24 protein-coding genes are annotated in these 25,329 nt (G+C 70.7%); 14 read left to right on the top strand and 10 right to left on the bottom strand.

What is annotated here, in order from left to right; all coding sequences use genetic code 11:
* Positions 1-122: 122 nt before the first annotated feature.
* Positions 123-959, bottom strand: coding sequence for an aldo/keto reductase (locus tag D3P35_RS05460; protein WP_118133466.1), 837 nt, complete (start codon positions 957-959; stop codon positions 123-125).
* A 379-nt stretch (positions 960-1,338) separates the two neighbouring features.
* On the opposite strand from D3P35_RS05460, the gene D3P35_RS05455 reads away from it, so the two are divergent.
* From D3P35_RS05455 to D3P35_RS05425, 7 genes are all read left to right on the top strand, one after another.
* Positions 1,339-2,505, top strand: a complete 1,167-nt coding sequence (locus tag D3P35_RS05455; RefSeq protein WP_118133465.1) for an ABC transporter substrate-binding protein — start codon at positions 1,339-1,341, stop codon at positions 2,503-2,505.
* Positions 2,506-2,567: 62 nt separating this feature from the next.
* Positions 2,568-3,485, top strand: coding sequence for a branched-chain amino acid ABC transporter permease (locus tag D3P35_RS05450; RefSeq protein WP_118133464.1), 918 nt, complete (start codon positions 2,568-2,570; stop codon positions 3,483-3,485).
* A gap of 31 nt (positions 3,486-3,516) precedes the next feature.
* Positions 3,517-4,473 (top strand): branched-chain amino acid ABC transporter permease, encoded by a 957-nt coding sequence (locus tag D3P35_RS05445; protein WP_118133463.1) that lies wholly within the window; start codon positions 3,517-3,519, stop codon positions 4,471-4,473.
* Positions 4,470-5,219, top strand: coding sequence for an ABC transporter ATP-binding protein (locus tag D3P35_RS05440; RefSeq protein ID WP_118133462.1), 750 nt, complete (start codon positions 4,470-4,472; stop codon positions 5,217-5,219). The genes D3P35_RS05445 and D3P35_RS05440 overlap by 4 nt, the downstream gene beginning before the upstream one ends.
* A complete protein-coding gene (locus tag D3P35_RS05435) occupies positions 5,219-5,914 on the top strand; it encodes an ABC transporter ATP-binding protein (RefSeq protein ID WP_118133461.1) in 696 nt (231 codons plus the stop codon). Before D3P35_RS05440 ends, D3P35_RS05435 begins: the two co-directional genes overlap by 1 nt.
* A gap of 63 nt (positions 5,915-5,977) precedes the next feature.
* The gene (locus D3P35_RS05430; protein WP_118133460.1) at positions 5,978-6,430 is read left to right on the top strand and encodes a cupin domain-containing protein; all 453 of its coding nucleotides are present in this window, start codon (positions 5,978-5,980) and stop codon (positions 6,428-6,430) included.
* A gap of 3 nt (positions 6,431-6,433) precedes the next feature.
* Positions 6,434-7,684 (top strand): flavin-dependent oxidoreductase, encoded by a 1,251-nt coding sequence (locus D3P35_RS05425; RefSeq protein ID WP_118133459.1) that lies wholly within the window; start codon positions 6,434-6,436, stop codon positions 7,682-7,684.
* A gap of 502 nt (positions 7,685-8,186) precedes the next feature.
* On the opposite strand, the gene D3P35_RS05420 is transcribed toward D3P35_RS05425, so the two are convergent.
* Genes D3P35_RS05420 through D3P35_RS05385 form a run of 8 tightly spaced genes read right to left on the bottom strand, consistent with a single transcriptional unit; the run spans position 8,187 to position 16,079 of the window.
* On the bottom strand, positions 8,187-8,597 hold the full coding sequence (locus D3P35_RS05420; protein WP_118133458.1) for a RidA family protein: 411 nt from the start codon (positions 8,595-8,597) through the stop codon (positions 8,187-8,189).
* Positions 8,590-9,015, bottom strand: coding sequence for a thioesterase family protein (locus D3P35_RS05415; RefSeq protein WP_198670475.1), 426 nt, complete (start codon positions 9,013-9,015; stop codon positions 8,590-8,592). Before D3P35_RS05415 ends, D3P35_RS05420 begins: the two co-directional genes overlap by 8 nt.
* Complete coding sequence (locus D3P35_RS05410) at positions 9,015-10,634, bottom strand: AMP-binding protein (protein WP_118133456.1); 1,620 nt, start codon at positions 10,632-10,634, stop codon at positions 9,015-9,017. The genes D3P35_RS05415 and D3P35_RS05410 overlap by 1 nt, the downstream gene beginning before the upstream one ends.
* A gap of 4 nt (positions 10,635-10,638) precedes the next feature.
* Positions 10,639-11,769, bottom strand: a complete 1,131-nt coding sequence (locus D3P35_RS05405) for an acyl-CoA dehydrogenase family protein (RefSeq protein ID WP_118133455.1) — start codon at positions 11,767-11,769, stop codon at positions 10,639-10,641.
* Positions 11,769-12,581: an enoyl-CoA hydratase family protein gene (locus D3P35_RS05400; protein WP_118133454.1), complete on the bottom strand. Its 813-nt coding sequence runs from the start codon at positions 12,579-12,581 to the stop codon at positions 11,769-11,771. The genes D3P35_RS05405 and D3P35_RS05400 overlap by 1 nt, the downstream gene beginning before the upstream one ends.
* On the bottom strand, positions 12,578-13,054 hold the full coding sequence (locus D3P35_RS05395) for a MarR family winged helix-turn-helix transcriptional regulator (RefSeq protein ID WP_118133453.1): 477 nt from the start codon (positions 13,052-13,054) through the stop codon (positions 12,578-12,580). The genes D3P35_RS05400 and D3P35_RS05395 overlap by 4 nt, the downstream gene beginning before the upstream one ends.
* Complete coding sequence (locus D3P35_RS05390) at positions 13,051-13,782, bottom strand: SDR family NAD(P)-dependent oxidoreductase (RefSeq protein ID WP_118133669.1); 732 nt, start codon at positions 13,780-13,782, stop codon at positions 13,051-13,053. The genes D3P35_RS05395 and D3P35_RS05390 overlap by 4 nt, the downstream gene beginning before the upstream one ends.
* 14 nt (positions 13,783-13,796) lie before the next feature.
* Entirely contained in the window at positions 13,797-16,079 is a 2,283-nt protein-coding gene (locus tag D3P35_RS05385; RefSeq protein ID WP_118133452.1) for a bifunctional salicylyl-CoA 5-hydroxylase/oxidoreductase, read from the bottom strand.
* 105 nt (positions 16,080-16,184) lie between these two features.
* On the opposite strand from D3P35_RS05385, the gene D3P35_RS05380 reads away from it, so the two are divergent.
* From D3P35_RS05380 to D3P35_RS05365, 4 genes are read left to right on the top strand one after another with little or no spacing between them, the layout of a single operon-like run.
* The gene (locus tag D3P35_RS05380) at positions 16,185-16,961 is read left to right on the top strand and encodes an enoyl-CoA hydratase-related protein (RefSeq protein WP_198670474.1); all 777 of its coding nucleotides are present in this window, start codon (positions 16,185-16,187) and stop codon (positions 16,959-16,961) included.
* A gap of 21 nt (positions 16,962-16,982) precedes the next feature.
* Entirely contained in the window at positions 16,983-18,110 is a 1,128-nt protein-coding gene (locus D3P35_RS05375; protein ID WP_118133451.1) for a 3-hydroxyacyl-CoA dehydrogenase NAD-binding domain-containing protein, read from the top strand.
* The gene (locus D3P35_RS05370; protein WP_118133450.1) at positions 18,107-19,297 is read left to right on the top strand and encodes an acetyl-CoA C-acyltransferase; all 1,191 of its coding nucleotides are present in this window, start codon (positions 18,107-18,109) and stop codon (positions 19,295-19,297) included. The genes D3P35_RS05375 and D3P35_RS05370 overlap by 4 nt, the downstream gene beginning before the upstream one ends.
* A gap of 14 nt (positions 19,298-19,311) precedes the next feature.
* Positions 19,312-20,175, top strand: a complete 864-nt coding sequence (locus D3P35_RS05365) for an alpha/beta hydrolase (protein WP_118133449.1) — start codon at positions 19,312-19,314, stop codon at positions 20,173-20,175.
* On the opposite strand, the gene D3P35_RS05360 is transcribed toward D3P35_RS05365, so the two are convergent.
* Positions 20,153-22,735 (bottom strand): cation:proton antiporter, encoded by a 2,583-nt coding sequence (locus D3P35_RS05360; RefSeq protein WP_198670473.1) that lies wholly within the window; start codon positions 22,733-22,735, stop codon positions 20,153-20,155. The genes D3P35_RS05365 and D3P35_RS05360 overlap by 23 nt on opposite strands.
* Before the next feature lie 380 nt (positions 22,736-23,115).
* On the opposite strand from D3P35_RS05360, the gene D3P35_RS05355 reads away from it, so the two are divergent.
* Genes D3P35_RS05355 through D3P35_RS05345 form a run of 3 tightly spaced genes read left to right on the top strand, consistent with a single transcriptional unit; the run spans position 23,116 to position 25,195 of the window.
* Entirely contained in the window at positions 23,116-23,460 is a 345-nt protein-coding gene (locus tag D3P35_RS05355; protein ID WP_118133447.1) for a DUF2282 domain-containing protein, read from the top strand.
* 5 nt (positions 23,461-23,465) lie between these two features.
* On the top strand, positions 23,466-24,350 hold the full coding sequence (locus D3P35_RS05350; protein WP_118133446.1) for a DUF692 domain-containing protein: 885 nt from the start codon (positions 23,466-23,468) through the stop codon (positions 24,348-24,350).
* Complete coding sequence (locus tag D3P35_RS05345; RefSeq protein ID WP_118133445.1) at positions 24,347-25,195, top strand: DNA-binding domain-containing protein; 849 nt, start codon at positions 24,347-24,349, stop codon at positions 25,193-25,195. Before D3P35_RS05350 ends, D3P35_RS05345 begins: the two co-directional genes overlap by 4 nt.
* Positions 25,196-25,329: the final 134 nt, after the last annotated feature.

Genomic DNA, 25,329 nt, shown 5'->3' with positions numbered 1-25,329 from the left:
AGGAAGCTCATGTTTCTCGTGAGCCGCGGGAAATCGAAAACTTAACATAAGATGGATTATGGGGTTTCTCGGGGCCTCCGTCATGCCCGGCGCGCCTGTTCCGCGCGCCGGGCGTGGCGGGTTCAGGCGCTTTCCAGCACGTCCCAGTCGGGCGCGAAGTCGGGGTTGACCCGGCGGCCGTTGCCCCTTAGCGCGAAGATGGCCTTCATCTCCTCGGGCGCGAGCTCGAAGTCGAAGATGTCGAAATTGGCGCGGATGTTCGCCGGGTTGCCCGAGCGCGGGATGGCGGCCACGCCCTCCTGCTGCATCAGCCAGCGCAGCGCCACCTGGGCGGCCGACTTGCCGTGGCGCAGGCCCACCTCCTCCAGCACCGGGTTGCCGAACACCGCGCCGCCGGCGATGGGCTGGTAGGCCGTGAGCACCATGCCGCGCGCCCGCAGCGCGCCGAGCAGCGCCGACTGGTCGAGAAACGGGTGATACTCCACCTGGTTCGCTGCCATAGGGCTGCCCAGCCGGTCCACCGCCTGCTCGATGAGCGCGACGGGGAAATTGCTCACGCCGATGGCGCGGGTCTGCCCGGCGGCGCGGGCCTCGGCGAAGGCGGCGAGCGTCTCGTCGAGCGGCACGCCCTCGGGCGACGGCCAGTGCACCAGCAGCAGGTCCACCCGGTCGAGCTGCAGCCGCTCCAGGCTCTCGGACACCGAGCGGGCCACCTGCTCGGGGCGCAGCGAATCGTGCCAGACCTTGGTGGTGACGAACAGCTCGTCCCGCGCGATGCCGGAGGCCTTCAGCGCCGTGCCCACCTCGCGCTCGTTCTCGTAGCGCACCGCGGTGTCGATGTGCCGGAAGCCGGTGTCGAGCGCCGTGCGCACGGCCTCGATGCCGCTCTCGCCGGTGAGCTCCCATGTTCCGAAGCCCAGGGCGGGCATGCGCATTCCGCCGAGATCCCTGTAGATCATCTGGTGCCGTCCTTTCCTGCCATGTCTGGTCTGATCGTGTCCGTGTGGCCCTGGCGCACCGCAGCGGGCGCCGGCCCCTGTCCTGAGGGTAAGCCCTCCGGCGCGTGGTTCAACCCCCGCCCCCCCGTGGCCTGCCGTTGCCGCCGGTTTCTTGTGCAGTGCACAATATCCGGGCGGTGGCGGAAAAATGCCGATGGCGGCAGCATGAATCTGTTGCGGCCCGAGAAGCTTCATGCATAAAATATCTCCACGGTCCGCGCCATTGTCAGCTTTGGTCCGCCACAACAGGGAATTGGCGCCTGCCCCCGAAGGGACGGTGCCGCATACGGGGGCGGCGGCTCTGCACCGCGCCGCCGCAGAAAACAGGGAGAAGATGCAAATGTCTTCGCTTAGCAGGATTGCCCTCGGCCTCGCGGCCTCCACTTTCCTCACCTCCGGCGCCATGGCCGAGGACGGCAAGGTCAAGATCGGCCTCGTCTTCACCCTTTCCGGCCCCGCGGCGGTGCTGGGCGAGCAGGGCCGTGACGGCTTCCTCCTCGCGGTCGAGAAGCTCGGCAAGCTCGGCGGGCTCGACACCGAGGTCGTGGTCATCGACGACGAGCAGAAGCCGGACGTGGCGGTGAACAAGGCGCGTGAGCTCGTGGAGCGCGACGGGGTGGACTTCGTCGTCGGCCCGATCTTCTCCAACATCCTCCAGGCGATCGCCAAGCCGGTGACCGACGCGGACGTGATCCTCATCAGCCCGAACGCCGGCACCTCCAGCTTCGCCGGCAAGGAGTGCAACCCCAACCTGTTCGTGTCCTCCTACCAGAACGACCAGGTGCACGAGGTGCTCGGCGCCTACGCCCAGAAGCAGGGCTACAGCAACGTCTTCCTGATGGCGCCGAACTACCAGGCCGGCAAGGACAGCCTCGCGGGCTTCAAGCATTCCTACACCGGCGGCGTGGCCGGCGAGATCTACACCCCGCTCGGCCAGCTCGACTTCTCCGCCGAGCTCGCCCAGATCGCGGCGATGCAGCCCGACGCGGTGTTCACCTTCATGCCCGGCGGCATGGGCGTGAACCTGGTCAAGCAGTACCGCCAGGCCGGGCTCGAGGGCATCCCCTTCCTCTCCGCCTTCACCGTGGACGAAACCACCCTGCCCGCCCAGCAGGACGCGGCCGACGGCTTCCTCGCCGGCTCGAACTGGGCGCCGGACCTCGACGTGCCGGCCTCCCTCGAGTTCGTGAAGGATTACGAGGCGAAATACGGCTCCATCCCCGCCACCTACGCCATGCAGGCCTATGACGCGGCGCTGATGATCGACGCCGCCGTGCGCGAGGTCGGCAATGCCGATGACACCGAGGCCCTGCGCGCCGCGATGGAAAAGGCCGATTTCGACAGCCTGCGCGGCGAGTTCTCGCTCGGCCCCAACCACTTCCCGATCCAGGATTTCTACCTGGTGAAGGCGGCCAAGCGCGAGGACGGCAAGTACGAGACCCGGATCGTCGAGAAGATCTTCGACGACTACCAGGACAACTACGTCTCCGAATGCGTGATGCCGTAAGGCGCACGCCGGTTTGACCTCCCGGGCGCGGCCTTCCCGCGCCCGGGCAGAGACGGAATGCCATGACAAATCTTCTCCTCCTACAGGCCCTCAACGGCCTGCAGTTCGGCATCCTGCTGTTCCTCGTCGCCGCCGGGCTGACGCTGGTCTTCGGGATCATGGACTTCATCAACCTCGCCCATGGCGTGCTCTACATGGTGGGCGCCTACCTGCTGGCCACCTTCGTGGGGGTCACGGGCAGTTTCTGGCTCGGGCTGGTGATCGCATTGCCGGTGGCGCTGGCCTTCGGGCTGGTGCTGGAGTTCCTGATCTTCCGAAGGCTCTACGACCGATCGCATCTCGACCAGGTGCTGGCCACCTTCGGGCTGATCATGATCGTGAACGAGGGGGTGAAGATCATCTGGGGGGCAGCGCCCCTGAGCGTGCCGATGCCGGAGCTGCTCTCGGGCTCGGTGCCGCTGGTGGGCCCGCTGCAATACCCGGTCTACCGCATCGCCATCATCGCCGCGGGGCTGCTCACCGCCCTGGGGCTCTACCTGATGATCGGGCACACCCGCATCGGCATGCTGCTGCGCGCCGGCGCCTCGAACGGGGCGATGGTCTCGGCGCTCGGGGTGAACATCCGCCGGCTGTTCATGATCGTCTTCGGCTTCGGGGCCATGCTCGCGGGCTTTGCCGGCGCCATGGTGGCGCCGATCCTCTCGGTCGACCCCGGCATGGGCGAGAGCGTGCTCATCCTCACCTTCGTGGTGATCGTGATCGGCGGCATCGGCTCGATCCGCGGGGCGTTCATTGCCGCGATTCTCGTCGGGCTGGTCGACACGCTGGGCCGCACCTTCGGGCCGATCCTGCTGCGCATGGTGCTCGAGCCCTCCGCCGCCTCGCAGACCGGCCGCACCCTCGCGCCGATGCTCATCTACATCCTGATGGCCGCCATCCTGTTCTTCCGCCCCGCCGGGCTGTTCGGAAGGAAGTCGTGATGGCCCCCATTGCAACCGGAGGCGCCCGCGCATGATCGCCCTCGCCCCCCGCACCCGGCTTCTCGCCGCGGCGCTGCTCTTCGTCCTCTTCGCGCTGCTGCCCTTCCTCGCCACCGCGCTCGACGACCATTTCATCGTCATCACCGCCACGCGGGTGATGGTGTTCGCCATCGCCGCCCTCTCGCTCGACCTCATCCTGGGCTACGGCGCGCTGGTGTCCTTCGGCCATGCCGCCTACCTCGGCATCGGCGCCTACACGGTGGCCGTGCTCTCCTCCAACGGGGTGAGCGACCTCGGGCTGCAGATGCTGGGCGCGGTGCTCGCCTCCGCCGCCTTCGCCGCGGTCACCGGCGCGATCTCGCTGCGCACGAAGGGGGTGTATTTCATCATGATCACCCTCGCCTTCGGGCAGATGGCCTTCTTCTTCTTCGTCTCGCTCTCCTCCTACGGCGGCGATGACGGCTTCACCCTGCAGGCGCGCTCCACCCTCGCCGGCATGGCGCTGCTGGAGGACGACCGGGTGTTCTTCTACGTCACCCTTGCCGCCCTCGTGCTGCTGTTCCTCTTTGCCAACGCGCTCATCGGCTCGCGCTTCGGCCGGGTGCTCACCGGCACGCGGGAAAACCCGCTGCGCATGCAGGCGGTGGGGTTCACGCCCTTCCGCTACCAGCTCACCGCCTACGTGATCTCGGGCTGCATGGCCGGCATCGCGGGGGTGCTGCTCGCCAACCAGACCGAGTTCGTCTCCCCCGCCTTCATGACCTGGCATCGCTCGGGCGAGCTGATCGTGATGGTGATCCTGGGCGGCATCGGCACGCTGGTGGGCGGCATCCTCGGCGCCGCGGCCTTCCTGATGCTCGAGGAATGGCTGGCGATCTTCTCCGAGCACTGGAAGCTTGGCATGGGCGCGCTGCTCATCCTCGTGGTGCTCTTCACCCGCGGCGGCCTCACCGGCCTGCTGCGCCGGTTCCTGGGAGGACGGGCATGAGCACGCTCCTGCAGATCCGCAACCTGCGAAAGTCCTACGGCGCGCTGAAGGTCACCGACGACGTGACCCTCGACATCGAGGAGGGCGAGCTGCACGCCATCATCGGCCCCAACGGCGCCGGCAAGACCACGCTGATCTCCCAGCTCTCCGGGCAGAACCCGTCGGACGCGGGCGCGCTGATCTACCAGGGCGAGGACATCATGCGCCTGAGCATGGCCGAGCGGGTGCACCGCGGCCTCGCGCGCTCCTTCCAGATCACCTCGCTGCTGCCCGGCTTCACGGTGCTGGAGAACGTGGCGATGGCGGTGCAGGCGCGCTCGGGCTCCTCGTTCCGCTTCTTCGCCCAGGCGGCGAAGGAGGACGAGCTGAACCGCGACGCCATGGTCTGCCTGCGCCGGGTGAAGCTGGCCGACAGGGCCGACCGGCTCGCAGGCTCCCTCAGCCACGGCGAGCAGCGCCAGCTCGAGATCGCGGTGGCGCTCGCGACCGAGCCGAAGCTGCTGCTGCTCGACGAGCCGCTGGCCGGCACCGGCCACGAGGAATCCGCCGCCCTGGTGGAGCTGATGCGCGGCATGAAGCGCCGCCACACCGTGGTGCTGATCGAGCATGACATGGAGGCGGTCTTCGCGCTCGCGGACCGTCTGTCGGTGCTGGTCTACGGACGGGTGATCGCCACCGGCACGCCGGAGGAGATCCGCAACAACCCCGAGGTCCGCGCGGCCTATCTGGGCGAGGAGGCGGCCTGATGCTGAAAGTGGAAGGCCTCGAAGCGGCCTATGGCGAGAGCCGGGTGCTGTTCGGCATCGACCTCACGGTGGAGGCCGGCGAGGTGGTGACCCTGCTGGGCCGCAACGGCATGGGCAAGACCACCACGGTGAACTCGATCTTCGGCCTGCTGCGCCCGCGCGGCGGCCGGGTGAGCGTGGGGGGGCGGGATCTCACCGGCCACCCGCCGTTCCGCATCGCGCAGGCGGGCCTGGGCCTGGTGCCCGAGGGCCGGCAGATCTTCCCCACCCTCTCGGTGGAGGAGAACCTCGTGGCCACCGCCCGCGGCGGGCGCGCCGCGCGCTGGGGCCTCGCGCGGGTCTACGCGCTGTTCCCGCGCCTGAAGGAGCGCCGGCGCAACATGGGCAACCAGCTTTCGGGCGGTGAGCAGCAGATGCTCGCCATCGGCCGCGCGCTGATGACCAACCCCTCCCTCGTGGTGCTCGACGAGGCCACCGAGGGCCTTGCGCCGCTGATCCGCGAGGAGATCTGGTCCTGCCTCACGAAGCTCAAGGACGAGGGCGAGGCGATCCTGGTGATCGACAAGAACGTCGACGCCCTCGCCCGCTTCGCCGACCGCCACGTGGTGATCGAGAAGGGCCGCGTGGTGTGGCAGGGCTCCACCCCCGATCTGCTCGCCACCCCCGACATCAAGGACCGCTTCCTGCATGTCTGAGCATCGCATACCCGCGCAGGGCTGCCCCGCGGCCCCGCGCACCGTCTCACAGGAGAGATAACCATGACCATGACCGCCGGCATCACCCGTTCCGAAGAGAGCCTCGAGGGCATCGAGTGGAACGTCATGGGCCAGCTCTACGTGCCCAAGCAGCTCTCGGAGAGCTCGATGTCCTGGCACGCCACCTTCCCGGTGGGAACCTTCGTGCCGCCGCACATCCACCCCACGCAGGACGAGTTCCTCTACATCCTCGAGGGCCGGTTCGACTTCGTGCTCAACGGCACCGAGGAGCACGCGGAGCCCGGCGATCTCGTCCGCCTGCCGATGGGCCAGCCGCACGGCATCTTCAACAAGACCGACACTTCGGTAAAATGCCTGTTCTGGGTCTCGCCCTCGCGCAAGCTGTTCGACCTCTTCTGGGCGCTGCACAACCTCGGGCCGAACGCGAACCCGGCCGACGTGGTGGCGGTGTCGGCGAAGCACGAGGTGGATTTCCTTCCGCCCGAGGAGGCGTGAGCCATGAAGGTCATCATCGCAGGCGCCGGCATCGGCGGCCTCACCACCGCGCTGATGCTGCACGCCCGCGGCATCAAGGCCGAGATCTACGAGGCAGCCCCCGAGGTGCGCGAGGTGGGGGTCGGCATCAACACCCTGCCCCATGCCATCCGCGAGCTGGCCGAGATCGGCCTGCTGCCCGCGCTCGACGCCGTGGGCATGCGCACGCGTGAGCTGATCTACCTCACCCGCCAGGGCCAGGAAGTGTGGCGCGAGAAGCGCGGCATGGACGCAGGCTACGTGGTGCCGCAGTTCTCCATCCACCGCGGCCGGCTGCAGAAGGTCATCCATGACGCGGTGCTCGAGCGCCTCGGCCCCGACGCCGTGCGCACCGGCTGCCGCCTCTCCGGCTTCATCCAGAACGAGGGCGGTGTCACCGCGCATTTCACCGACACGGTGGAGGGCGCCGGCGGCCTCACCGCCCGCGGCGACGTGCTGATCTGCGCCGACGGCATCCATTCCGTGGGCCGGCGCAGCTTCTACCCGGACGAGGGCGCGCCGAGCTGGACCGGCGTTGTGATGTGGCGCGGTGCCGCCGACTGGCCGGTGTGGCTCGACGGCCGGACCATGGCCATCGGCGGCGGCATGGGCGGCAAGTTCGTGCTCTACCCCATCGCGCCGCCCGAGGGCGACCGCCAGCTGATGAACTGGGTGGTCAACATCCGGGTGAAGGACCCCGCCCAGTCCCCGCCCCCGCCCGACAACTGGTCGCGCCCGGCGCGGCTCGAGCAGGTGCTGCCCTTCGCGAAGCGCTTCTCCGTGCCCGGCTTCGACATCGAGGGTCTGGTGCGCGCCAGCCCGCAGATCTTCGAATACCCGATGGCCGACCGCGACCCCCTGCCCCGCTGGACCTTCGGCCGCGTGACCCTGCTGGGCGACGCCGCGCACCCGATGTACCCGGTGGGCTCCAACGGCGCCTCCCAGGCCATCCTCGACGCGCGCTGCCTCGCCGACAATCTCGCGAAGGCCGAGCACCCGCGCGCCGCCCTCTGGGCCTACGAGAAGGAGCGCCTGCCCAAGACCGCCGAGGTGGTGATGCTCAACCGCAAGGGCGGCCCCGAGCGGGTGATCGACGAGGTCGAGAAGCGCGCCCCCGCCGGCTTCGACGACGTGAACGAGGTGCTCTCGCGCGCCGACCGCCAGGCCATCGTCGGCGGCTACGCCGGCACTGCCGGCTTCTCGGTGAACGTGCTGCGCTCCGCCCAGGGCGCCTGAATCACCCGCCCGCGCCCTCCGTGGCGCGGGCGGATTTCCCCCGCGCGGACCGGCGCGGATGCCGTTCGGGCATCGGTCCCGATCGGGTGAAAGTCGCAGCGCATCAACACGTTATGCCCGGCCGTGCCCAACGGTCCTGCCATCCGTGCTCTGCGCCGAGGGCCGCGCTCGACCCTGGGTGGGCGCATCTCCGCTCGTGGTCAGCGATTTATCTCCGAAGCCCCGGACGACGGCTGAACTCCGACCGACATCGCCATCGCGCCCTCCCGGGGGGAGGGTCGGGCGCGGCCCGGTCTGGCCGCCCGGGCGATACCTCCGAGCTCAGCCCCTGCCCTCCACCCCGTCGCCACCCCGCGCCGGCGGAGGCCCGAAAGGGCCTTCGCCACGCCCGGCAAGCTGCGGGGGCGCCAGCCCCCTCGGCGCGCCGGGCGTTCCCCCCCGAACGCACACACGAAAAGGGCCCCGACCTGCGCCGGGGCCCCTTCGCATCCTGTCGCGCGGCTCAGGCGTTGGGGATGACGGCCGTCGCCTCGATCTCCACCTTCGCGCGGTCTTCCATCAGTGCCACCACCTGCACCATGGCCATGGCGGGGAAATGCTTGCCCAGCACCTCGCGGTAGACGGCGCCCATCTCGCGCAGGCTGGAGAGGTACTCGCGCTTGTCGGTGATGTACCAGGTGAGGCGCACGAGATGCTCGGGCTTCGCCCCCGCCTCATCAAGCACGGCGCGGATGTTGAGCAGCGCCTGCTTCACCTGGCCGACGAAATCGTCGGTCTCGAATTCCTGGTCGGCGTTCCAGCCGATCAGGCCGCCCAGGATCACGAAGCGCCCCTCGGCCACCATGCCGTTGGCATAGCCCTTCGCAGCTTTCCAGCCCTTGGGGTCGAGGAATTCATGCGGGCTGTCAGACATCTTGGTTCTCGCTTTCAGTCAGTTCGGAGCCGAGCGCCGCGCGCAGCCCGTCGGGCCAGGAGCGGGGCTTGCCGGTGGTGAGGTCGACATAGACCAGCGTGCTGCGCGCCTCGAAGCGCAGGGTCTCGCCGCAGCGGCAGGCGAGCGCCAGCTCCACCGAGCTGCGCCCCAGCCGCGCCACGGACACGGTGATATCGAGCCAGTCCTCCAGCCGCGACGGGCTGCGGAAATCCACCTCGATGCGCGCCGTGGGCACGCCGAGCTTCTCGGTGAGGTGCATCTCGGCAAAGCTCTTGCCGAGATGGTCGGTGAAGAAGCGCTCGATCGTGGCCGAGATCATCTCGAAGTAACGCGGGTAGAAGACGATCCCCGCCGGGTCGCAGTGCTGGAATTCGACCTGTCTGCGCAGGGTGAACATCAGGCCTCCGTCTTCAGCCGGAAACGCTGCACCTTGCCGCTCTCGGTCTTGGGCAGCGCCTCGATGAATTTCACCGAGCGCGGGTACTTGTAGGGGGCCACCGTGTTCTTCACGTGGTCCTGCAGCTCCTTCACCATCACCGGCGAGGCGTCATAGCCCGGGGCCAGCACCACATGGGCTTCCACGATATGGCCGCGGTCCTCGTCGGGCACGCCCACCACGCCGCATTCCAGCACCGCGGGGTGGGAGAGCAGGGCGGCCTCCACCTCCGGGCCGGCGATGTTGTAGCCCGAGGACACGATCATGTCGTCGGAGCGGGCGGCGAAGTGGAAGTAGCCCTCCTCGTCCTGCACGAAGGTGTCGCCGGGCAGGTTCCAGCCGTCGCGCACGAATTTCTTCTGCCGGTCGTCGGCCATGTAGCGGCAGCCCACCGGCCCGCGCACCGCGAGATGGCCCGGCGTGCCGCGCGGCACCTCGTTCATGTCGTCATCGACCACCTTCGCCTCGTAGCCGGTGAGCGGCCGGCCGGTGCAGGCGGCCTTCGCCTCGCCGAAGCGGTTGGAGATGTAGATGTGCAGCATCTCGGTGCCGCCGATGCCGTCGAGGATCGGCTTGCCGGTCTTCTTCACCCACTCGTCGAACACCGGGGCGGGCAGCGTCTCGCCCGCCGAGACCGCGCAGCGCAGCGAGGAGAGGTCGGCGCCCTCCTCCATCGCGCGCAGCATGGCGCGGTAGGCGGTGGGGGCGGTGAAGCAGATCGTCGCCTTGTGCTTCTGGATGATCTCGATGAGGTTCGGCGGCGAGGCGTTTTCCAGCAGCACCGCCGTGGCGCCAAAGCGCAGCGGGAAGATGGCGAGCCCGCCGAGCCCGAAGGTGAAGGCCAGCGGCGGCGAGCCCACGAACACGTCCTCCGGCGTCACGCTCAGCACTTCCTTCGCGTAGGCGTCGGCGATGATGAGCAGGTCGCGGTGGAAATGCATCGTGGCCTTGGGCACGCCGGTCGAGCCGGAGGTGAAGCCCAGCAGGGCCACGTCGTCGCGCCCGGTCTTCACCGCCTCGTATTTCACCGACTTGGAGAGGGCGGCGCGGTCGAGCTCGGCGTCATGATTGGCGGTGCCGTCGAAGCCGATCACGGTCTGCAGGAACTTCGACTTGTTGGCGCAGGCCATCATCTCGTCCATCATCCGCGTGTCGCAGAGGGCGAACTCGATCTCGGCCTTGTCGACCGTCTGGGTGAGTTCCTTCTCGCGCAGCATCGGCATGGTGTTCACCACCACGGCGCCGATCTTGGTGGCCGCCAGCCAGCAGGCCACCTTGGCGGGGTTGTTGGCCGAGCGGATGAGCACCCGGTTGCCCGGCTTGACCTTGTAATCCTCCACCAGCGCGTTGGCGATGCGGTTGGTCCAGTCGGTGAGTTCCTTGTAGGTGCGCTGGCGGCCGTTGCCGATCAGCGCCACATGGTCGCCGAAGCCCCTGGCGACCATGGCATCGGTCATCTCCACCGCCGCGTTGAGATAGTCGGGATACTGGAACCGCTCGAGCAGGTAGACCGGCTGGTCCGCCTCCGCGGGCAGGTTGTCACGGCAGAATGTATCGACATGGGCAGTGGGACCGAGCATGTGACTAACCTCCGAGTGTCTGTCGGGCTATGATGATTTTCTGGACGTCTGACGCGCCCTCGTAGATGCGCAGCGCGCGGATCTCGCGGTAGAGTTCCTCCACCTTCGAGCCCTTCCGCACGCCGTCTCCGCCATGGATCTGCACCGCCTTGTCGATGACGGTCTGGGCATGATCGGTGGCATGAAGCTTGGCCATCGCGGCCTCGCGGCTCACCCGCGGGGCGCCGCTGTCCTTGGTCCAGGCGGCGCGGTAGACCAGCAACGCCGAGGCGTCGATGTCGAGCGCCATGTCGGCGATATGCCCCTGCACCATCTGGATTTCCGCCAGCGGCGCGCCGAAGAGCTCGCGGCTGGTGGCGCGGGCGAGCGTCTCCTTCAGCGCGCGGCGGGCGAAGCCGAGGGCCGCGGCGCCCACGGTGGAGCGGAACACGTCGAGCACCGACATGGCGATGCGGAAGCCCTTCCCCGGCTCGCCGATCATCGCGGAGGCCGGCAGGCGCACGTCGTTGAAGCGCAGCCGGGCGAGCGGGTGCGGCGCGATCACCTCCAGCCGCTCCACGATCTCGAAGCCAGGGCTGTCCGCCGGCACGAGGAAGGCGGAGAGCCCCTTCGCCCCCGGCCCCTCGCCGGTGCGGGCGAACACCACGTAGAGATCGGCGATGCCGCCGTTGGAAATCCAGGTCTTCTCGCCGGAGAGGACATACTCGTCCCCCTCCCGTCGCGCGGCGCAGGAGATGTTGGCCACGTCCGAGCCCGAGGCGGGCTCGGTGAGCGCGAAGGCCGAGATCGCCTTGCCCGCCCGGGTCTTCTCCAGCCACGCGCGCTGCTCCGGGCTGCCGAAGAGCGAGACGGCGCCCATGCCGAGCCCCTGCATGGCGAAGGCGAAATCGGCCAGCCCGTCATGCCGGGCCAGCGTCTCGCGGATGATGCACAGCGAGCGGACGTCGAGCGCCTCGCCCCCCGAGTGCTGCAGGAAGCCCGCCTCCCCGAGCGCGGTGACGAGGCCGCGGCAGGCGGCGTCCACGTCGTCGTGGTTCACGGGCAGGTTCTCCGTGCACCAGGCCTCCAGTTCGGCTGCCAGCGCGCGGTGCTTCTCCTCGAAGAACGGCCAGGTGAGGAAGCTGCGGTCCGCCATCAGTTGCCCTCGAAGATCGGTTTCTCACCGGCCACGAAGGCGTGGTAGGCGCGCTCGAAATCCTGCGTCTGCATGCAGAGCGCCTGCGCCTGGGCCTCGGCCTCGATGGCCTGCTCGGGGGTCATCGACCATTCGTGGTTGAGCTGGGTCTTGGTCATCATGTTGGCGAAGGTGGGGCCGGAGGCGATGCGGCCGGCGAGCTTCAGCGCGGCCTCCATCAGTGCATCCGGTTCGTGCAGCGCGTTGTAGAAACCCCAGGCGGCGCCTTCCTCGGCGCTCATCACCCGGCCGGTGTAGAGCAGCTCGGAGGCCCGGCCCTGGCCGATGATGCGCGGCAGCATCGCGCAGGCGCCCATGTCGCAACCGGCAAGGCCGACGCGGTTGAACAGGAAGGCGGTCTTGGCGCCCGGCGTGGCGAGGCGCAGGTCGGAGGCCATGGCCACGATGGCGCCGGCGCCCACGCAGATGCCGTCCACCGCCGCGATCACCGGCTTGCCGCAGGTGATCATCGCCTTGACGAGATCGCCGGTCATGCGGGTGAAGGCCAGCAGGCCCTTCATGTCCATCTTCACCAGCGGGCCGATGATGTCATGCACGTCGCCGCCGGAGCAGAAATTGCCCTCGTTGGGCCCGAACACCACCACGTCCACGTCATCGGCATAGACGAGGTCGCGGAACGTGTCGCGCAGCTCGGCGTAGCTCTCGAAGGTGAGCGGGTTCTTGCGGTCGGGGCGGCGCAGGTTGATCACCGCCACGCGGCCCTCCATGCGCCAGTCGAAATGCTGCGGCGTGAGCCCGGCCATGCTGGTCATCGCTCTTTCCTCCGTATGTCGGTCATCATCTTTATTGCCCGGCGCATGTCCTCTGCGGGAATGTCGCCGATCTCTGCGGCCACCCATTCGGCGTGGCGCGCGGCCATGCGGGCGAACACCTCCTCGCCCTTCGCGGTGAGGCGCACGATGGTGGCGCGCTTGTCGCCGGCCACCGCCTCGCGCAGCACCAGCCCGTCGGAGACGAGGCGGTCGACGATGCCGGTCACGTTGCCGTTCGACACCATGAGCTGGCGCGAGAGCTCGGACATCTTCAGCCCGCTGCCCGAGCGCTCCAGCATCGCCATCACGTCGAAGCGCGGCAGCGTGGTCTCGAACTCGGTGCGCAGCATCTCGCGCATGCCGTTCTCGAGGTGGCGCGTGGTCTTGAGCATCTGCAGCCACAGCCGCAGCGAGAGCTTGCCCTCGGTGAGGGTGACCTCCGGGTGCTGCGGCGGGGTCGGCTCCGGGCTCATGTCTCGCCCCCGGAGATGGAGATCGCCTGGCCGTTCACCGCGTCCGAGCCCGGGCCGCAGAGCCATAGGGCCGCCGCCGTCACCTCCGCCGGCTGCACGAGGCGGCGCTGCGGGTTGGTGGCGGCAAGGGCGGCCTTCGCCTCCTCCGCCGATTTGCCGGTCTTCTCCATGATGTTGGCCACGGAGCGCTCGGTCATCTCGGTTTCCAGGAAGCCCGGGCAGAGCGCGTTCGCCGTAATGCCCTTGCGCGCCACCTCCTGCGCCACCGCGCGGGTGAGGCCCACCACGCCGTGCTTGGCCGCCGTGTAGGGCGCCACGTAGGAATAGCCCTTCAGCCCGGCGGTGGAGGCGATGGCGATCAGCCGGCCCCAGCCTTCCATCTGCCGCAGCCCCTCGCGGAAGGTGAGGAACACGCCGGTGAGGTTGACCGAGAGCATCCGCTCCCAGGCATCGAGCTCCGTACGCGCGAAGGGCGCGCTTTCCGAGGCGCCGGCATTGGCGATCACGATGTCGACCTTGCCCGCGGCGGCGAACATCGCCGCCACCGAGGCCTCGTCGGTCACGTCGCCGGTCACCACCTGCATCCGGCCTTCGCTCACCGCCTCCAGCGGCTCCGCCCGGCGGCCGGTGATGACCACCCGCGCGCCGGCGGCATGGAAGGCGCGGGCCATGTCGGCCCCCGTCCCCGTGCCGCCGCCGGTGATGAGCACCGTGCGGCCGGCGAGCATGTCGGCGCCCCCGGTCACGAACCCGCCTGTGCCCGGGCGCGCTCGGCGAGGGTGATCGCCTGGCGGCGGCCGCCCTCGTAGGGCGCGGGCCAGGGCTCCTCCGTGTCGCCCAGGGCGACACCGGCATGCAGCGTCCAGTACGGATCGGCCAGATGGGGCCGCGCGAGCAGCACGAGGTCGGCGCGCCCGGCCATCAGGATGGAGTTCACGTGGTCCGGCTCGTAGATGTTGCCGGCCACCAGCGTGGTGATGCCCGCCTCGTTGCGGATACGGTCGGAGAACGGCGCCTGGAACATGCGCCCGTAGACCGGCTTCTCCGCCTTGGTGGTCTGGCCGGAGGAGACGTTGATCGCGTCCGCCCCCGCGGCGGTGAAGAGCTTGGCGATCTCCACGGCCTCGTCGGGGGTCACACCCGCATCCTCCATCCAGTCATGCGCGGAGATGCGCACGGTCATCGGCTTGCCCGCCGGCCATGCGGCGCGCATGGCGTGGAACACCTCGAGCGGGTAGCGCATGCGGTTTTCCAGGCTGCCGCCGTACTCGTCCTCGCGGGTGTTGGCCACCGGCGAGATGAAGGAGGCGAGCAGGTAGCCGTGGGCGGCGTGCATCTCGATCATGTCGAAACCGGCGCGGGCGGCGGCCTCGGTGGCGGCCACGAACTGCTCGCGCACCGTGTCCATCTCGGCGCGGTCCATCGCCTTCGGGGTCTGGTTGCCGGGCTGGTAGGGGATGGCGGAGGCCGAGATCAGCGGCCAGTTGCCCTCGGGCAGCGGCGCGTCGATCTTGTGGAAGCCGAGCTGCGTGGAGCCCTTGCGCCCCGCGTGGCCGATCTGGCAGCAGATCTTCGCACTCGTCTCCTCGTGCACGAAGGCGGTGAGCCGCGCCCAGGCCGCCTCGGCCTCCGGGCTGTAGAGCCCCGGGCAGCCGGGGGTGATGCGCCCCTCGGGGCTCACGCAGGCCATCTCGGTGAAGACGAGCCCGGCCCCGCCCTTCGCCCGCTCGGCGTAATGCACGAAATGCCAGTCGGTCGGCACGCCGTCCTTCGCCTTGTACTGCGCCATGGGCGAGACCACGACACGGTTCTTCAGCGTCATGTCGCCCAGCCGGAACGGCGCGAACATCGGCACGCGGTCGGAGTTGGAACCCGCCTGGGCCTGGAACCAGCGCTCGGCCGATTTCAGCCACTCGGGGTCGCGCAGGCGCAGGTTCTCGTGGGAGATGCGCTGCGAGCGGGTGAGCAGCGAGTAGTTGAACTGCACCGGGTCGAGGTCGAGGTAGCGCTCCACGTCCTCGAACCACTCGGTGGAGTTTCGCGCGGCGGACTGCAGGCGCAGCACGTCGGTGCGCCGCTCCTCCTGGTAGCGCTCGAAGGCGGCCTCGAGCGTGGCCTCCTCGTTCACCAGCCGCGCGAGGGCGATGGCGCTTTCCATGCCCAGCTTGGAGCCCGAGCCGATGGAGAAATGCGCCGTGGCCGAGGCATCGCCCAGCAGCACCACGTTCTCGTGGTGCCATTTCTCGCAGAGCACGCGGGGGAAGTTGATCCAGGCCGAGCCGCGGATGTGGTTCGCGTTGGTCATCAGCGCGTGGCCGCCGAGGTGCTTCGCGAAGATCTTCTCGCAGGTGGCGATGCTCTCCTGCTGCGACATCTCGCCGAAGCCGAAGGCCTCCCAGGTTTCGGGCCCGCATTCCACGATGAAGGTCGCGGTGTCGGCGTCGAACTGGTAGGCATGCGCCCAGACCCAGCCATGCTCGGTCTTCTCGAAGATGAAGGTGAAGGCGTTGTCGAACTTCTGATGCGTGCCCAGCCAGACGAACTTGCACTTGCGCACGTCGATATCCGGCTTGAAGGCACCGGCGAACTTGGTGCGCGTGCGCGAGTTCAGCCCGTCGGCCGCCACCACGAGGTCGTATTCGCCCATCAGGGTCTCGGTGTCGGCCACGTCGGTCTCGAAGCGCAGCTCCACGCCGAGCTCCCGCGCGCGGTCCTGCAGCAGCAGCAGCAGCCGCTTGCGCCCGATCCCGCAGAACCCGTGGCCGGAGGACACCGTGGTCACCCCCTTGTGCACCACCTGCACATCGTCCCAGTAGGCGAAATGCTCGCGGATCGCGGCCGCGCTCACCGGGTCGTTGGCGGCGAGGTTGTCGAGCGTCTCGTCCGACAGCACGACCCCCCAGCCGAACGTGTCGTCCGGCTTGTTGCGCTCGAAGACGACGACCTCGTGCGCAGGATCCTGCAGCTTCATGCTGATGGCGAAATAGAGGCCCGCGGGCCCTCCACCGAGGCAAGCGACTTTCATGGCGTGGACTCCTGAATCTCGTTCTCGACCATCAGCCTTGCACCGATTCCCCGTCATTTCAAGTATAAACCTTTATGCTTGAAATACCATTCCGAGAGGGTCTTAATGACACCCATGAGCACAGACACGCTTCGCATCGAACTCCACGAGGGCTGGGCCCGGCTCACCCTCTCGCGCCCCGAGCGGCGCAATGCACTCAACACCGCGCTTCTCGCGCAGGTGGCGCAGGCGCTGGAGCGCCTGGACGCAGACCCCGCCATGCGCGCGGTCATCCTCACCGGGGCGGAGGGCAATTTCGCCGCCGGCGCCGATATCGGCGAGATCGCGACCAAGACCACGGCTGACGGCCGCGCCGACCCGCGCAAGGAAAGCTGGGCGCGCATCCGCGGCTTTTCCAAGCCGCTGGTGGCGGCGGTGGAGGGCTATTGCCTCGGCGGCGGCTGCGAGCTGGCGCTGATGGCCGATGTCATCGTGGCCGCCCCCTCCGCGCAGCTCGGCCTGCCGGAGACCAACCTCGGCATCATTCCCGGCGCCGGCGGGGCGGAGCGGCTCACCGCGCTCATCGGTCGGGCGCGGGCGATGCGCATGGTGCTCTCGGGCGAGATCATCCCCGGCAGCCTCGCGCATGACTGGGGCCTTGCGGCCTATCTCGCGGAGGATGCGCAGGGCACGGCGGAGGACCTCGCGCGCCGGCTGGCGCGGCGCGCGCCGCTGGCGCTGGCCGCGGCCAAGCGCGCGGTGATCGGCGCGGCCGAATCGCCCCTCGCCGCCACCCTGGCCGAAACCCGCACCGCCTTCGAGGACCTGCTCGACACCGAGGACAAGGCCGAGGGCATCGCCGCCTTCGGCGACAAGCGCCGGCCTGCGTTCAAGGGCCGCTGAACCCCCATCCGGGAGACGGACATGACTGACTTCGCCACCATCGCCATCGCCGGGGCCGGCGCCATGGGCAGCGGCATCGCCCAGGTCTGCGCCCAGTCGGGCCGCGATGTGTTGCTGTTCGACCTGTCGCAGGGCGCGCGCGAGCGCGGCCGCGACGCGATCGCCCAGAACCTCGACCGGCAGATCTCCAAGGGCCGCATCAGCCGCGCCACCGCCGATGGCGTGCTCTCCCGCATCCGCCTGGTGGCGACGCCGGAAGAGCTCGCCCCCGCCGACCTGGTGATCGAGGCGATCATCGAGAAGGCCGAGCCCAAGCAGGCGCTCTTCACCACGCTCGAGCGCGTCTGCGGGCCGGAGACGGTGTTTGCCACCAACACCTCCTCGCTCGGCGTGGCCGAGATCGCGGCGGCGCTGGCCGCGCCGGGCCGCCTCGCGGGGCTGCATTTCTTCAACCCCGCGCAGGTGATGAAACTGGTCGAGGTGGTGAGCCATGCCGCAAGTCCCGAGGGGCTCACCGACCGGCTCGCCGCCTTCGGCCGCGACATCGGCAAGACCCCGGTCATCTGCGCCGACAGCCCGGGCTTCATCGTGAACCGCTGCGCGCGGCCCTATTACGGCGAGGCGCTGGCGATCTTCGAGGAGGGTGACCATGACGCACCGGCCATCGACGCGGCCATGCGCCAGCGCGGCTACCGCATGGGGCCCTTCGAACTGATGGACCTCGTGGGCGCCGACATCAACCTCGCTGCCACGGAAGGCGTGTGGAACGGCCTCGGCCGCCACCCGCGCTACCTGCCCTTCGCCGCCCTGCGCGGCCAGGTGGAGCGCGGCGAGCTGGGCCGCAAGACCGGGCGCGGCTTCGTCACCCCGCCGGTGGAGGCCGAGCCCGCGCCCGAGGCGGTGGCCGACCGCATCGAGGCCGCGCTGGTGAACGAGGCCTGTTTCGCGCGCGACGAAGGCCTGGCCGACGAGGCCGGCATCGACACCGCGATGAAGCTGGGCCTGAACTTCCCGCGCGGGCCCTTCGAGATCCTCGCCGCCATGGGGCGCGAGGCGGTGCTCGCCCGGCTGGCGGAGGCCTCCGCCTCTGCCCCCGAAGACCTCAGGCCGCGCTACGTGCCGGCCGCTTCGCTGGAGGAAACCCGATGACCCCGGTCTACATCTGCGCGGGCAAGCGCACGCCCATCGGCCGCTACGGCGGCGCCCTCTCCGCCGTGCGCCCCGACGACATGGCCGCCCATGTGATCGACGCCGTGCTCGCCGGCGCGCCGGGCCTGCCCGTGGACGAGGTGATCTTCGGCTGCGCCAACCAGGCCGGCGAGGACAACCGCAACGTGGCGCGCATGGCGGTGCTGCTCTCCGCCCTGCCCGACCATGTGCCCGGCCTCACGGTGAACCGGCTCTGCGCCTCGGGCCTCGACGCGGTGATCGCCGGCGCCCAGGCCATCGCGGCCGGCGCCTCGGACGTGATCGTCGCCGGCGGCGTGGAGAGCATGAGCCGCGCGCCCTTCGTGATGCCCAAGGCCGCCACCGCCTTCTCCCGCGCCGCCGAGATCCACGACACCACCATCGGCTGGCGCTTCGTGCACAAGCGCATCGAGAAGGAATTCGGCGTCGATTCCATGCCCGAGACCGGCGAGAACGTGGCGGAGGATTACAACGTCTCCCGCGCCGACCAGGACGCCTTCGCCCTGCGCTCGCAGGAGCGGGCGCTGGCCTCGCGCGCCTGGCATGCCGAGAGCATCGCCCCGGTCTCCATCCCGCAGCGCAAGGGCGACCCGCTGGTGGTCTCGGCCGACGAGCACCCGCGCGAGACCAGCCTCGAGAAGCTCGCCGCCCTCGGCACGCCCTTCCGCAAGAACGGCACGGTGACGGCGGGCAACGCCAGCGGCGTGAACGACGGCGCCTGCGCGCTCATCCTCGCCTCGGCCGATGCGGTGGCGAAGCACGGGCTCACCCCGCTTGCGCGCATCGAGGCCTCGGCTTCTGCCGGTGTCGCCCCCCGGGTGATGGGCGTGGGGCCGATCGCGGCGCTGAAGCGGCTGGAGGAGCGGGCCGGGCTGAAGCCGTCCGACTTCGACCATATCGAGCTCAACGAGGCCTTCGCCGCCCAGGCGCTGGCCTGCACCCGGGCCTGGGGCCTCGCCGATGACGCGGCCCATGTGAACCCGCAGGGCGGCGCCATCGCGCTCGGCCATCCGCTGGGCATGACCGGGGCGCGCATCGCCCTTGCCGCCGCCCGCGCGGTGGCCGAGGGCCGGGCGAACCGCGCGCTTGCCACGCTGTGTGTCGGCGTCGGCCAGGGCGTGGCCCTGAGCCTCGTGAAACCGGATTGAGAGGAGCCCGCCCCATGACCCATCCCGACATCCCCGGCATCGGCGGGCGCGACGGCCACGGCTGGCTGCCGGTCACCGACTGGGACGCCGCCTATTCCAACACCGGCGCCATTCCCGCCGGCATGGACTATCCGCCGCGCTGGATCGCCGCCGCCGCCGCCTTCCGCGACAGCATGGGTGAGCGGCTGCGCGCCGACATCGCCTACGGCGAGACCGCGCGCGAGAAGCTCGACCTCTTCCTGCCCGAGGGCACGCCGAAGGGGCTCGCCATCATCGTGCACGGCGGCTTCTGGCTCGCCTTCGACAAGTCCGTCTGGTCGCATCTCGCCGCCGGGCCGCTGGCGCAGGGCTGGGCCGTGGCGATGCCGAGCTACACGCTCGCGCCCGAGGCCCGCATCTCGCGCATGACGCAGGAAGTGGGCCGGGCGATCACCTGTGCCGCAGGCCTGGTCGAGGGGCCGATCCGGCTCACCGGGCATTCGGCGGGCGGGCATCTGGTCTCGCGCATGGTCTGCGATGACAGCCCGCTGCCCGAGCCGGTGATGGCGCGGCTGGAGAAGGTGATCTCGGTGAGCGGGCTGCACGACCTGCGCCCGCTGATGAACTGCGAGATGAACAAGGGCCTGAAGCTCGATCTCGCCGAGGCGACGGCCGAGAGTGCGGCGCTGCACCTGCCGGCGCCGGGCAAGGGCATCACCGCCTGGGTGGGCGGCGACGAGCTGCCCGAGTTCCTGCGCCAGAACGACCTGCTGGCCAATGTCTGGACCGGGCTCGGCGCCCCTGTCGCCTGCCACCACGAGCCGGGCCGCCACCATTTCGACGTGATCGCCGACCTGGAGGACCCCGAGGGTCCGCTTACCCGGGCCCTGCTGGGCTGAGCCCGGGCGGCGCCGCCCCCGCTCCGGCGGGCGGCGGCGCCGCCGGCAGGGCGGCCCTCGGCCGCCGCCGCTTGTGCCCGTGCGACAGGCGCTGCTCGGCCGCGTCGCGGATCGCCGCGCCGATCTCCGGGTCGGCGCGCGCGAGGCGCTTGAACTCCTGGCGCGAGAGCGTGAGCAGCCGGCACAGGCCGAGCGAGACCACGCTGGTCTCGCGCCGCCCCGTGGGCGAGACGATGGCCCGCCCGCCGAAGAAATCGCCCGTGCCGAGCCGCACCGGGCGCCCCTCGCCGCCGCGCACTTCCACTGCGCCGTCGGCCACGAAGTACATCCGGTCCTCGCGCGCGCCCTGCTGCACGATCACCTCGTCATGGGTGGTGAAGCGGGTGCGCAGCTTGCGCGCCACCTTCTCGCGCTGCGCCTGGCTCAGCGCCGCGAAGATCGGCGCGCGCTCGAGCAGCTCGGCCGCGGGCCGCGCGAGGTCGAGCCGCGGCGGCGCGCCCAGCCGGCGCTCGCGCCGGTCGAGCCCGCGGGAGAGATCGGTGTGCAGCTCCGGCCCGATCACCCCGTCGCGGAACAGCCGGTCATACTCCTGCCGCTCGCGGCGCAGGGCGGCGCGCGCCACCAGCGCGCGGTCGAGGGCCGCGGCATAGGCGGGGTATTGCAGCCCGACGGCGCCGATCGCCGCGTCCACCGCCTCGCGGCGGCGGGCAAGGAGGGCGCGCAGGTTTTCCGTCACGTCCTCGCCCACCATGGGCGAGAGGCTGCCGGCGGCGAAACGGTCGAGGATGCCGAGGTGGCGCTCGCTCTCCAGCATCATCGCGAGATGCAGCTCGATGGCGGCGCGCAGCGGCCGGTCCCAGCGCAGCCAGCGCTGCAGGAACACCGCGGCGCGCATGTAGGGCGGGTGGCGCAGGCCGCGCTCGCAGGCGGCCATGTAGCCCGCCCGGCCGTGCTGGCGCGCGCCGTCGGAGATGCGGTCGGCCTGCAGGCGCAGGCGCATGGTCACCCGCGGCCCGGTGGCGCCGGCCTCGAAGCCGCGCCGCACCAGCCGCTCCTCCTGCGCGCAGAGGATGGCGAGGCCGAGGCGCAGGCGCCGCCCGAAGCGGATGCTGCCGCCGCCCGAGCGGCCTCGGGCATCGGCCTGGGCGGCGCGCAGGTCGTCCTCCACCGCGGTGCGGGTGTCGGGCGCGAGCCGGCGCAGCTCGGAGAGCTGGCCCACCGCCTCCTTCACCCGGGTGAATGAGCCCTCGACGATGCGCTCGCGCAGGGCGAGGTCCTCGAGCGACAGCCGGTCGAGCCCCAGCCTGCGGGTGACCCAGGCGAGGGTGGAGGCGTTGAGCACCAGGGTGAGCAGCGCATAGCCCGCCGCCATCGCGCCCACCAGCCGCGCGTCCGGCCCCAGCGCCGGCAGGTTGCCCAGCGAGAGCGCAAGCACCAGCGTCACCGCCCCGCGCACGCCGCCCCAGAGCACCAGCAGCTTCTGCGGCCGGGTGATGGGCGTGGCAAGCCCGGCGCGGTCCATCAGCGGCAGCACGCCCCAGAGCACCACCGCCCGGGCCGCCAGCGCGCCGAGATAGACCGGGATCAGCAGGAGCGCCTGCCAGCCCTCGAGCGCCACCAGCATGCCGGGGGTGAGGGCGGAGACCAGCAGCAGGATGAGCCCGCTCGCCCAGAAGCCGATCTGCTGCCAGATCGCCGTCACCGTGCTCCAGTTGCGCGGGCCCATGCGCACGAAGCTCACCGAGCCGGTGGCGAGGCCGGCGAACACCACCGCCACCACGCCCGAGGCGCCGAACCAGTCCTCCGCGATCACGAAGGCGCCATAGGCCACCGCGAGGGTGAGCGAGACCTCCGCCGCCGTGGAGCCGCGCAGCAGCGGGTAGAGGCGCGAGCCCAGCAGCGCCGTGCCCAGCCCGGTGAGCGCGCCGATGGTGAAGGTGCGGGCGAAGCCGATGAGCAGGTCGGAGACCTGCAGCGCCTCCGGCCCCGCCGCGGCCGCGCCGAGCAGCAGGCTGAAGATGGTGATGGCGGCGGCATCGTTGAGCAGGCTCTCGCCCTCGAGGATCACCGTGAGCCGCCGCGGCGCGCCGATCTCGCGGAAGGTGCTCACCACCGCCGCGGGGTCGGTGGTGGCCACGGCCGCGCCGATCAGCAGCGCGGGGATGAGCGCGAGCGGCGAGACCCACCACACCAGCATGCCGATGACGGCCGTGGCCACCACCACCGCGAGCACCGCCATGATGAGCACGATGGGCAGCTCGTCGAGCATGCGGCGCACGTTCACCGCCAGCGCCATCTCGAAGAGCAGCGGCGGCAGGAACAGGTAGAGCAGCGCGTTGCTGTCGAGCGAGATCTGCTGGAGGAACCAGAAGTCGTAGGGGTCGAGCGTGGCGCCGGAGAGGGTCACCCCCCAGCCCGAGGCGACCGCGCCATAGGCGAGCCCCGCGCCCGCGATCACCACCGGCAGCGGCACCGAGAGCCAGCGCGCCAGCGGCACCGCGAGGGCGAGGAAGGTGAGGATGCCGGCAAAGCCGATCAGCGCGAAGGAAATCAGCTCCATCGCGCGGGTCTCCGGCGCAGGGCGGCTCCGGGCGGGGCCCGGCGGCAGGCAACAGGTCTTGCAACGGTCACGGTAACGGGCCGCCTCGTCAGTCTGGCTGGTGATGGGGTGCCGTGCTGTGCGGCGCAGCAGGAGATAGGGTCGCGCCACGGAAATTCCACATTTCCCGGTCACGGTTTCGCGCGCGAAAGCGAGGGACGTTGACCATGGACGCAGTTGCAGCACATAAAGGCAGGGACAGCGCGGAGCAGACGGCCCCCGGGCGCCGCGGCGAGACATCGCCGGCGCGCGTGAAGGCCCGCACCGCCCCCGCGCTCCCGCCCGGGCCCGGGTTTCGGGGCCCGGTGCGTTTGGCAGACATCCGAGGGATCAAGCAGACCATGAGCAGCCGAAGCTCCGCCACCAACACCGCCCTGCTGGCCAGCGCCGTGGCCACGGCCCTTGCCGGCGCCGCCTCCGCCACGCCGCCGATGAAGGACAAGGAGCAGTGCTTCGGCATCTCCCTTGCCGGGCAGAACGACTGCGCGGCCGGCCCCGGCACCAATTGCGCCGGCACCTCCACCGTGCATTTCCAGGGCAATGCCTGGAAATGGGTGCCCGAGGGCGACTGCCTGAAATACGGCGCCCCCGGCGCCAACGCCGACTACATGATGTACGGCACCCGCCGCGGCTCGCTCGAGCCGCTGGACCGGGACCTCCCCGAACCCGGCGAAGGGAACAGCTGACCCGCATGGCCACCCTGCCCGCCCGCGCCGGCGTCTCCTTCCGCCACGAGCATGCCCGGGGCATTCTCGCCGGGCGGCCGGACGTGGGTTGGTTCGAGGTGCATGCGGAGAACTACATGGGTGCGGGCGGCCCGCCGCACCGCCTGCTCACCGCCCTGCGCGAGGCCTACCCGCTGTCGCTCCACGGGGTGGGCCTGTCGATCGGCGGCGAGGGGGCGCTCGATACGGGCCATCTCGCCCGGCTGGCCGAGCTGGTGCGCCGCTACCGCCCCGAGAGCTTCTCCGAGCATCTCGCCTGGTCCACGCACGAGGGCACGGCGTTTCACGACCTCCTCCCCCTGCCCTACACCGAGACCGCCCTCGCGCGCATCTGCGCCCATGTCGACCAGGTGCAGGAGGCGCTGGGGATGCGCATGCTGCTGGAGAACCCCACGGCCTACGCGGTGATCCCCGGCTCCGAGATCCCCGAGCCCGAGTTCCTTGCCGCCGTGGCGCGGCGCACCGGCTGCGGCCTGCTGCTCGACGTGAACAACCTGCACATCTCCGCCACGAACCTGGGGTTCGATGCGCTTGCCTGGCTCGACGCGCTGCCGCTCTCGCAGGTGGGCGAGATCCACCTCGCCGGCCATTGCGTGGATGTCGCGGCCGACGGCACGCGCCTGCTCGTCGACACCCACGACCGGCCGGTGGCCGAGGCGGTGTGGCAGCTCTTCGCCCGGGTGATCGCCCGCACCGGCCCGGTTGCCACGCTGGTGGAATGGGATGCCGACATCCCCGCCTGGCCGGTGCTCGCCGCCGAGGCGGCCACGGTCGACCGGCTGCTGGCCGAGGCCGCGGCCCCGGCCGATGCGCGCGCCCCGGCGCTCGGCGCCGCCGGCGCGCCGCGATGACCATGCGCGACGGGACCGAAGACGGGGCCGGTGACGGGCCCGCAATTGTGGCCGGAGACGCGGCTGGAAGCGGCCCTGCGGGCAGCGCGGCGCAAGGCGAGACCGCCGGGAGCGCCCGCGGCACCAGCTTCGAAGCCCTCGCCGCGGCCGCCCTGCGCGACCCCGCTCTGCCGCCCCCTGCCGCCGCCGCCGGCTTCGCCGTGTGGCGCAACAACGTGCGGGCCTCCGGCTGCCGGGCGCTCGCGGCCACCTACCCCGCCCTGCGCGCCCTCACCGGCCCGCGCTTCTTCGAGGCGATGTGCCAGGAGGTGCTGCACGCCCACCCGCCGGAAAGCCCGGTGATGCATGAATACGGGGCGGAGATGGCCGGCTTCGTGGCGGGCTTCCCGCCGCTCGCCCGCTATCCCTGGCTCGAGGCGGTGGCGCGGCTGGAATGGGCGCGGTTGCGCGCGTACCATGCCGCCGATGCCGAGCCCCTCGCCCTCGCCGCCCTCGGCCGCTACGCGCCCCGGGCGCTCGGCGCGCTGCGCCTCACGCTGCATCCCTCGCTGGCGCTGGTGGAGGCGGACTGGCCGGTGGTGACCATCTGGGCCGAGACCACGGGCCGCGCCGAACCCTCGCAGCCCGACATGGCGCGGGCCGAGACCGCCCTCGTCATCCGCCCGGACTGGGAGGTGCAGACCCGGGTGATCCCGCCTGCCCGCGCGGCCTTCCTGAAGCTGCTCGCCGCCGGCGGCACGCTGGGCGAGGCAGCCGCGGCCGCGGGCGGCGGCGAGGCCGAGCTCGCGGCCGGCCTCACCGAGATCTTTTCCGCCGGTGCCGTGGTGGGCATCTCCCCGGCCTGAACCCGGGGCCACCCGCAGCCGCGATCACGCAGCCGCGGCTGGCGTGGCGGTGGCGGACCGGCCCCGGTGCCGGCGGTGCGGCCGCCGCCGGGCGGACGGTGCCCGCGCCTCCGCCGGGCCTGGCGGCCGCGGCA

It is taken from the genome of Oceanicella sp. SM1341 (assembly GCF_003448965.1).
Taxonomy (GTDB): Bacteria; Pseudomonadota; Alphaproteobacteria; order Rhodobacterales; family Rhodobacteraceae; genus Paroceanicella.
Note: the sequence above shows the minus strand (reverse complement) of the source record. Positions and strands in the feature narration are given on the sequence as shown.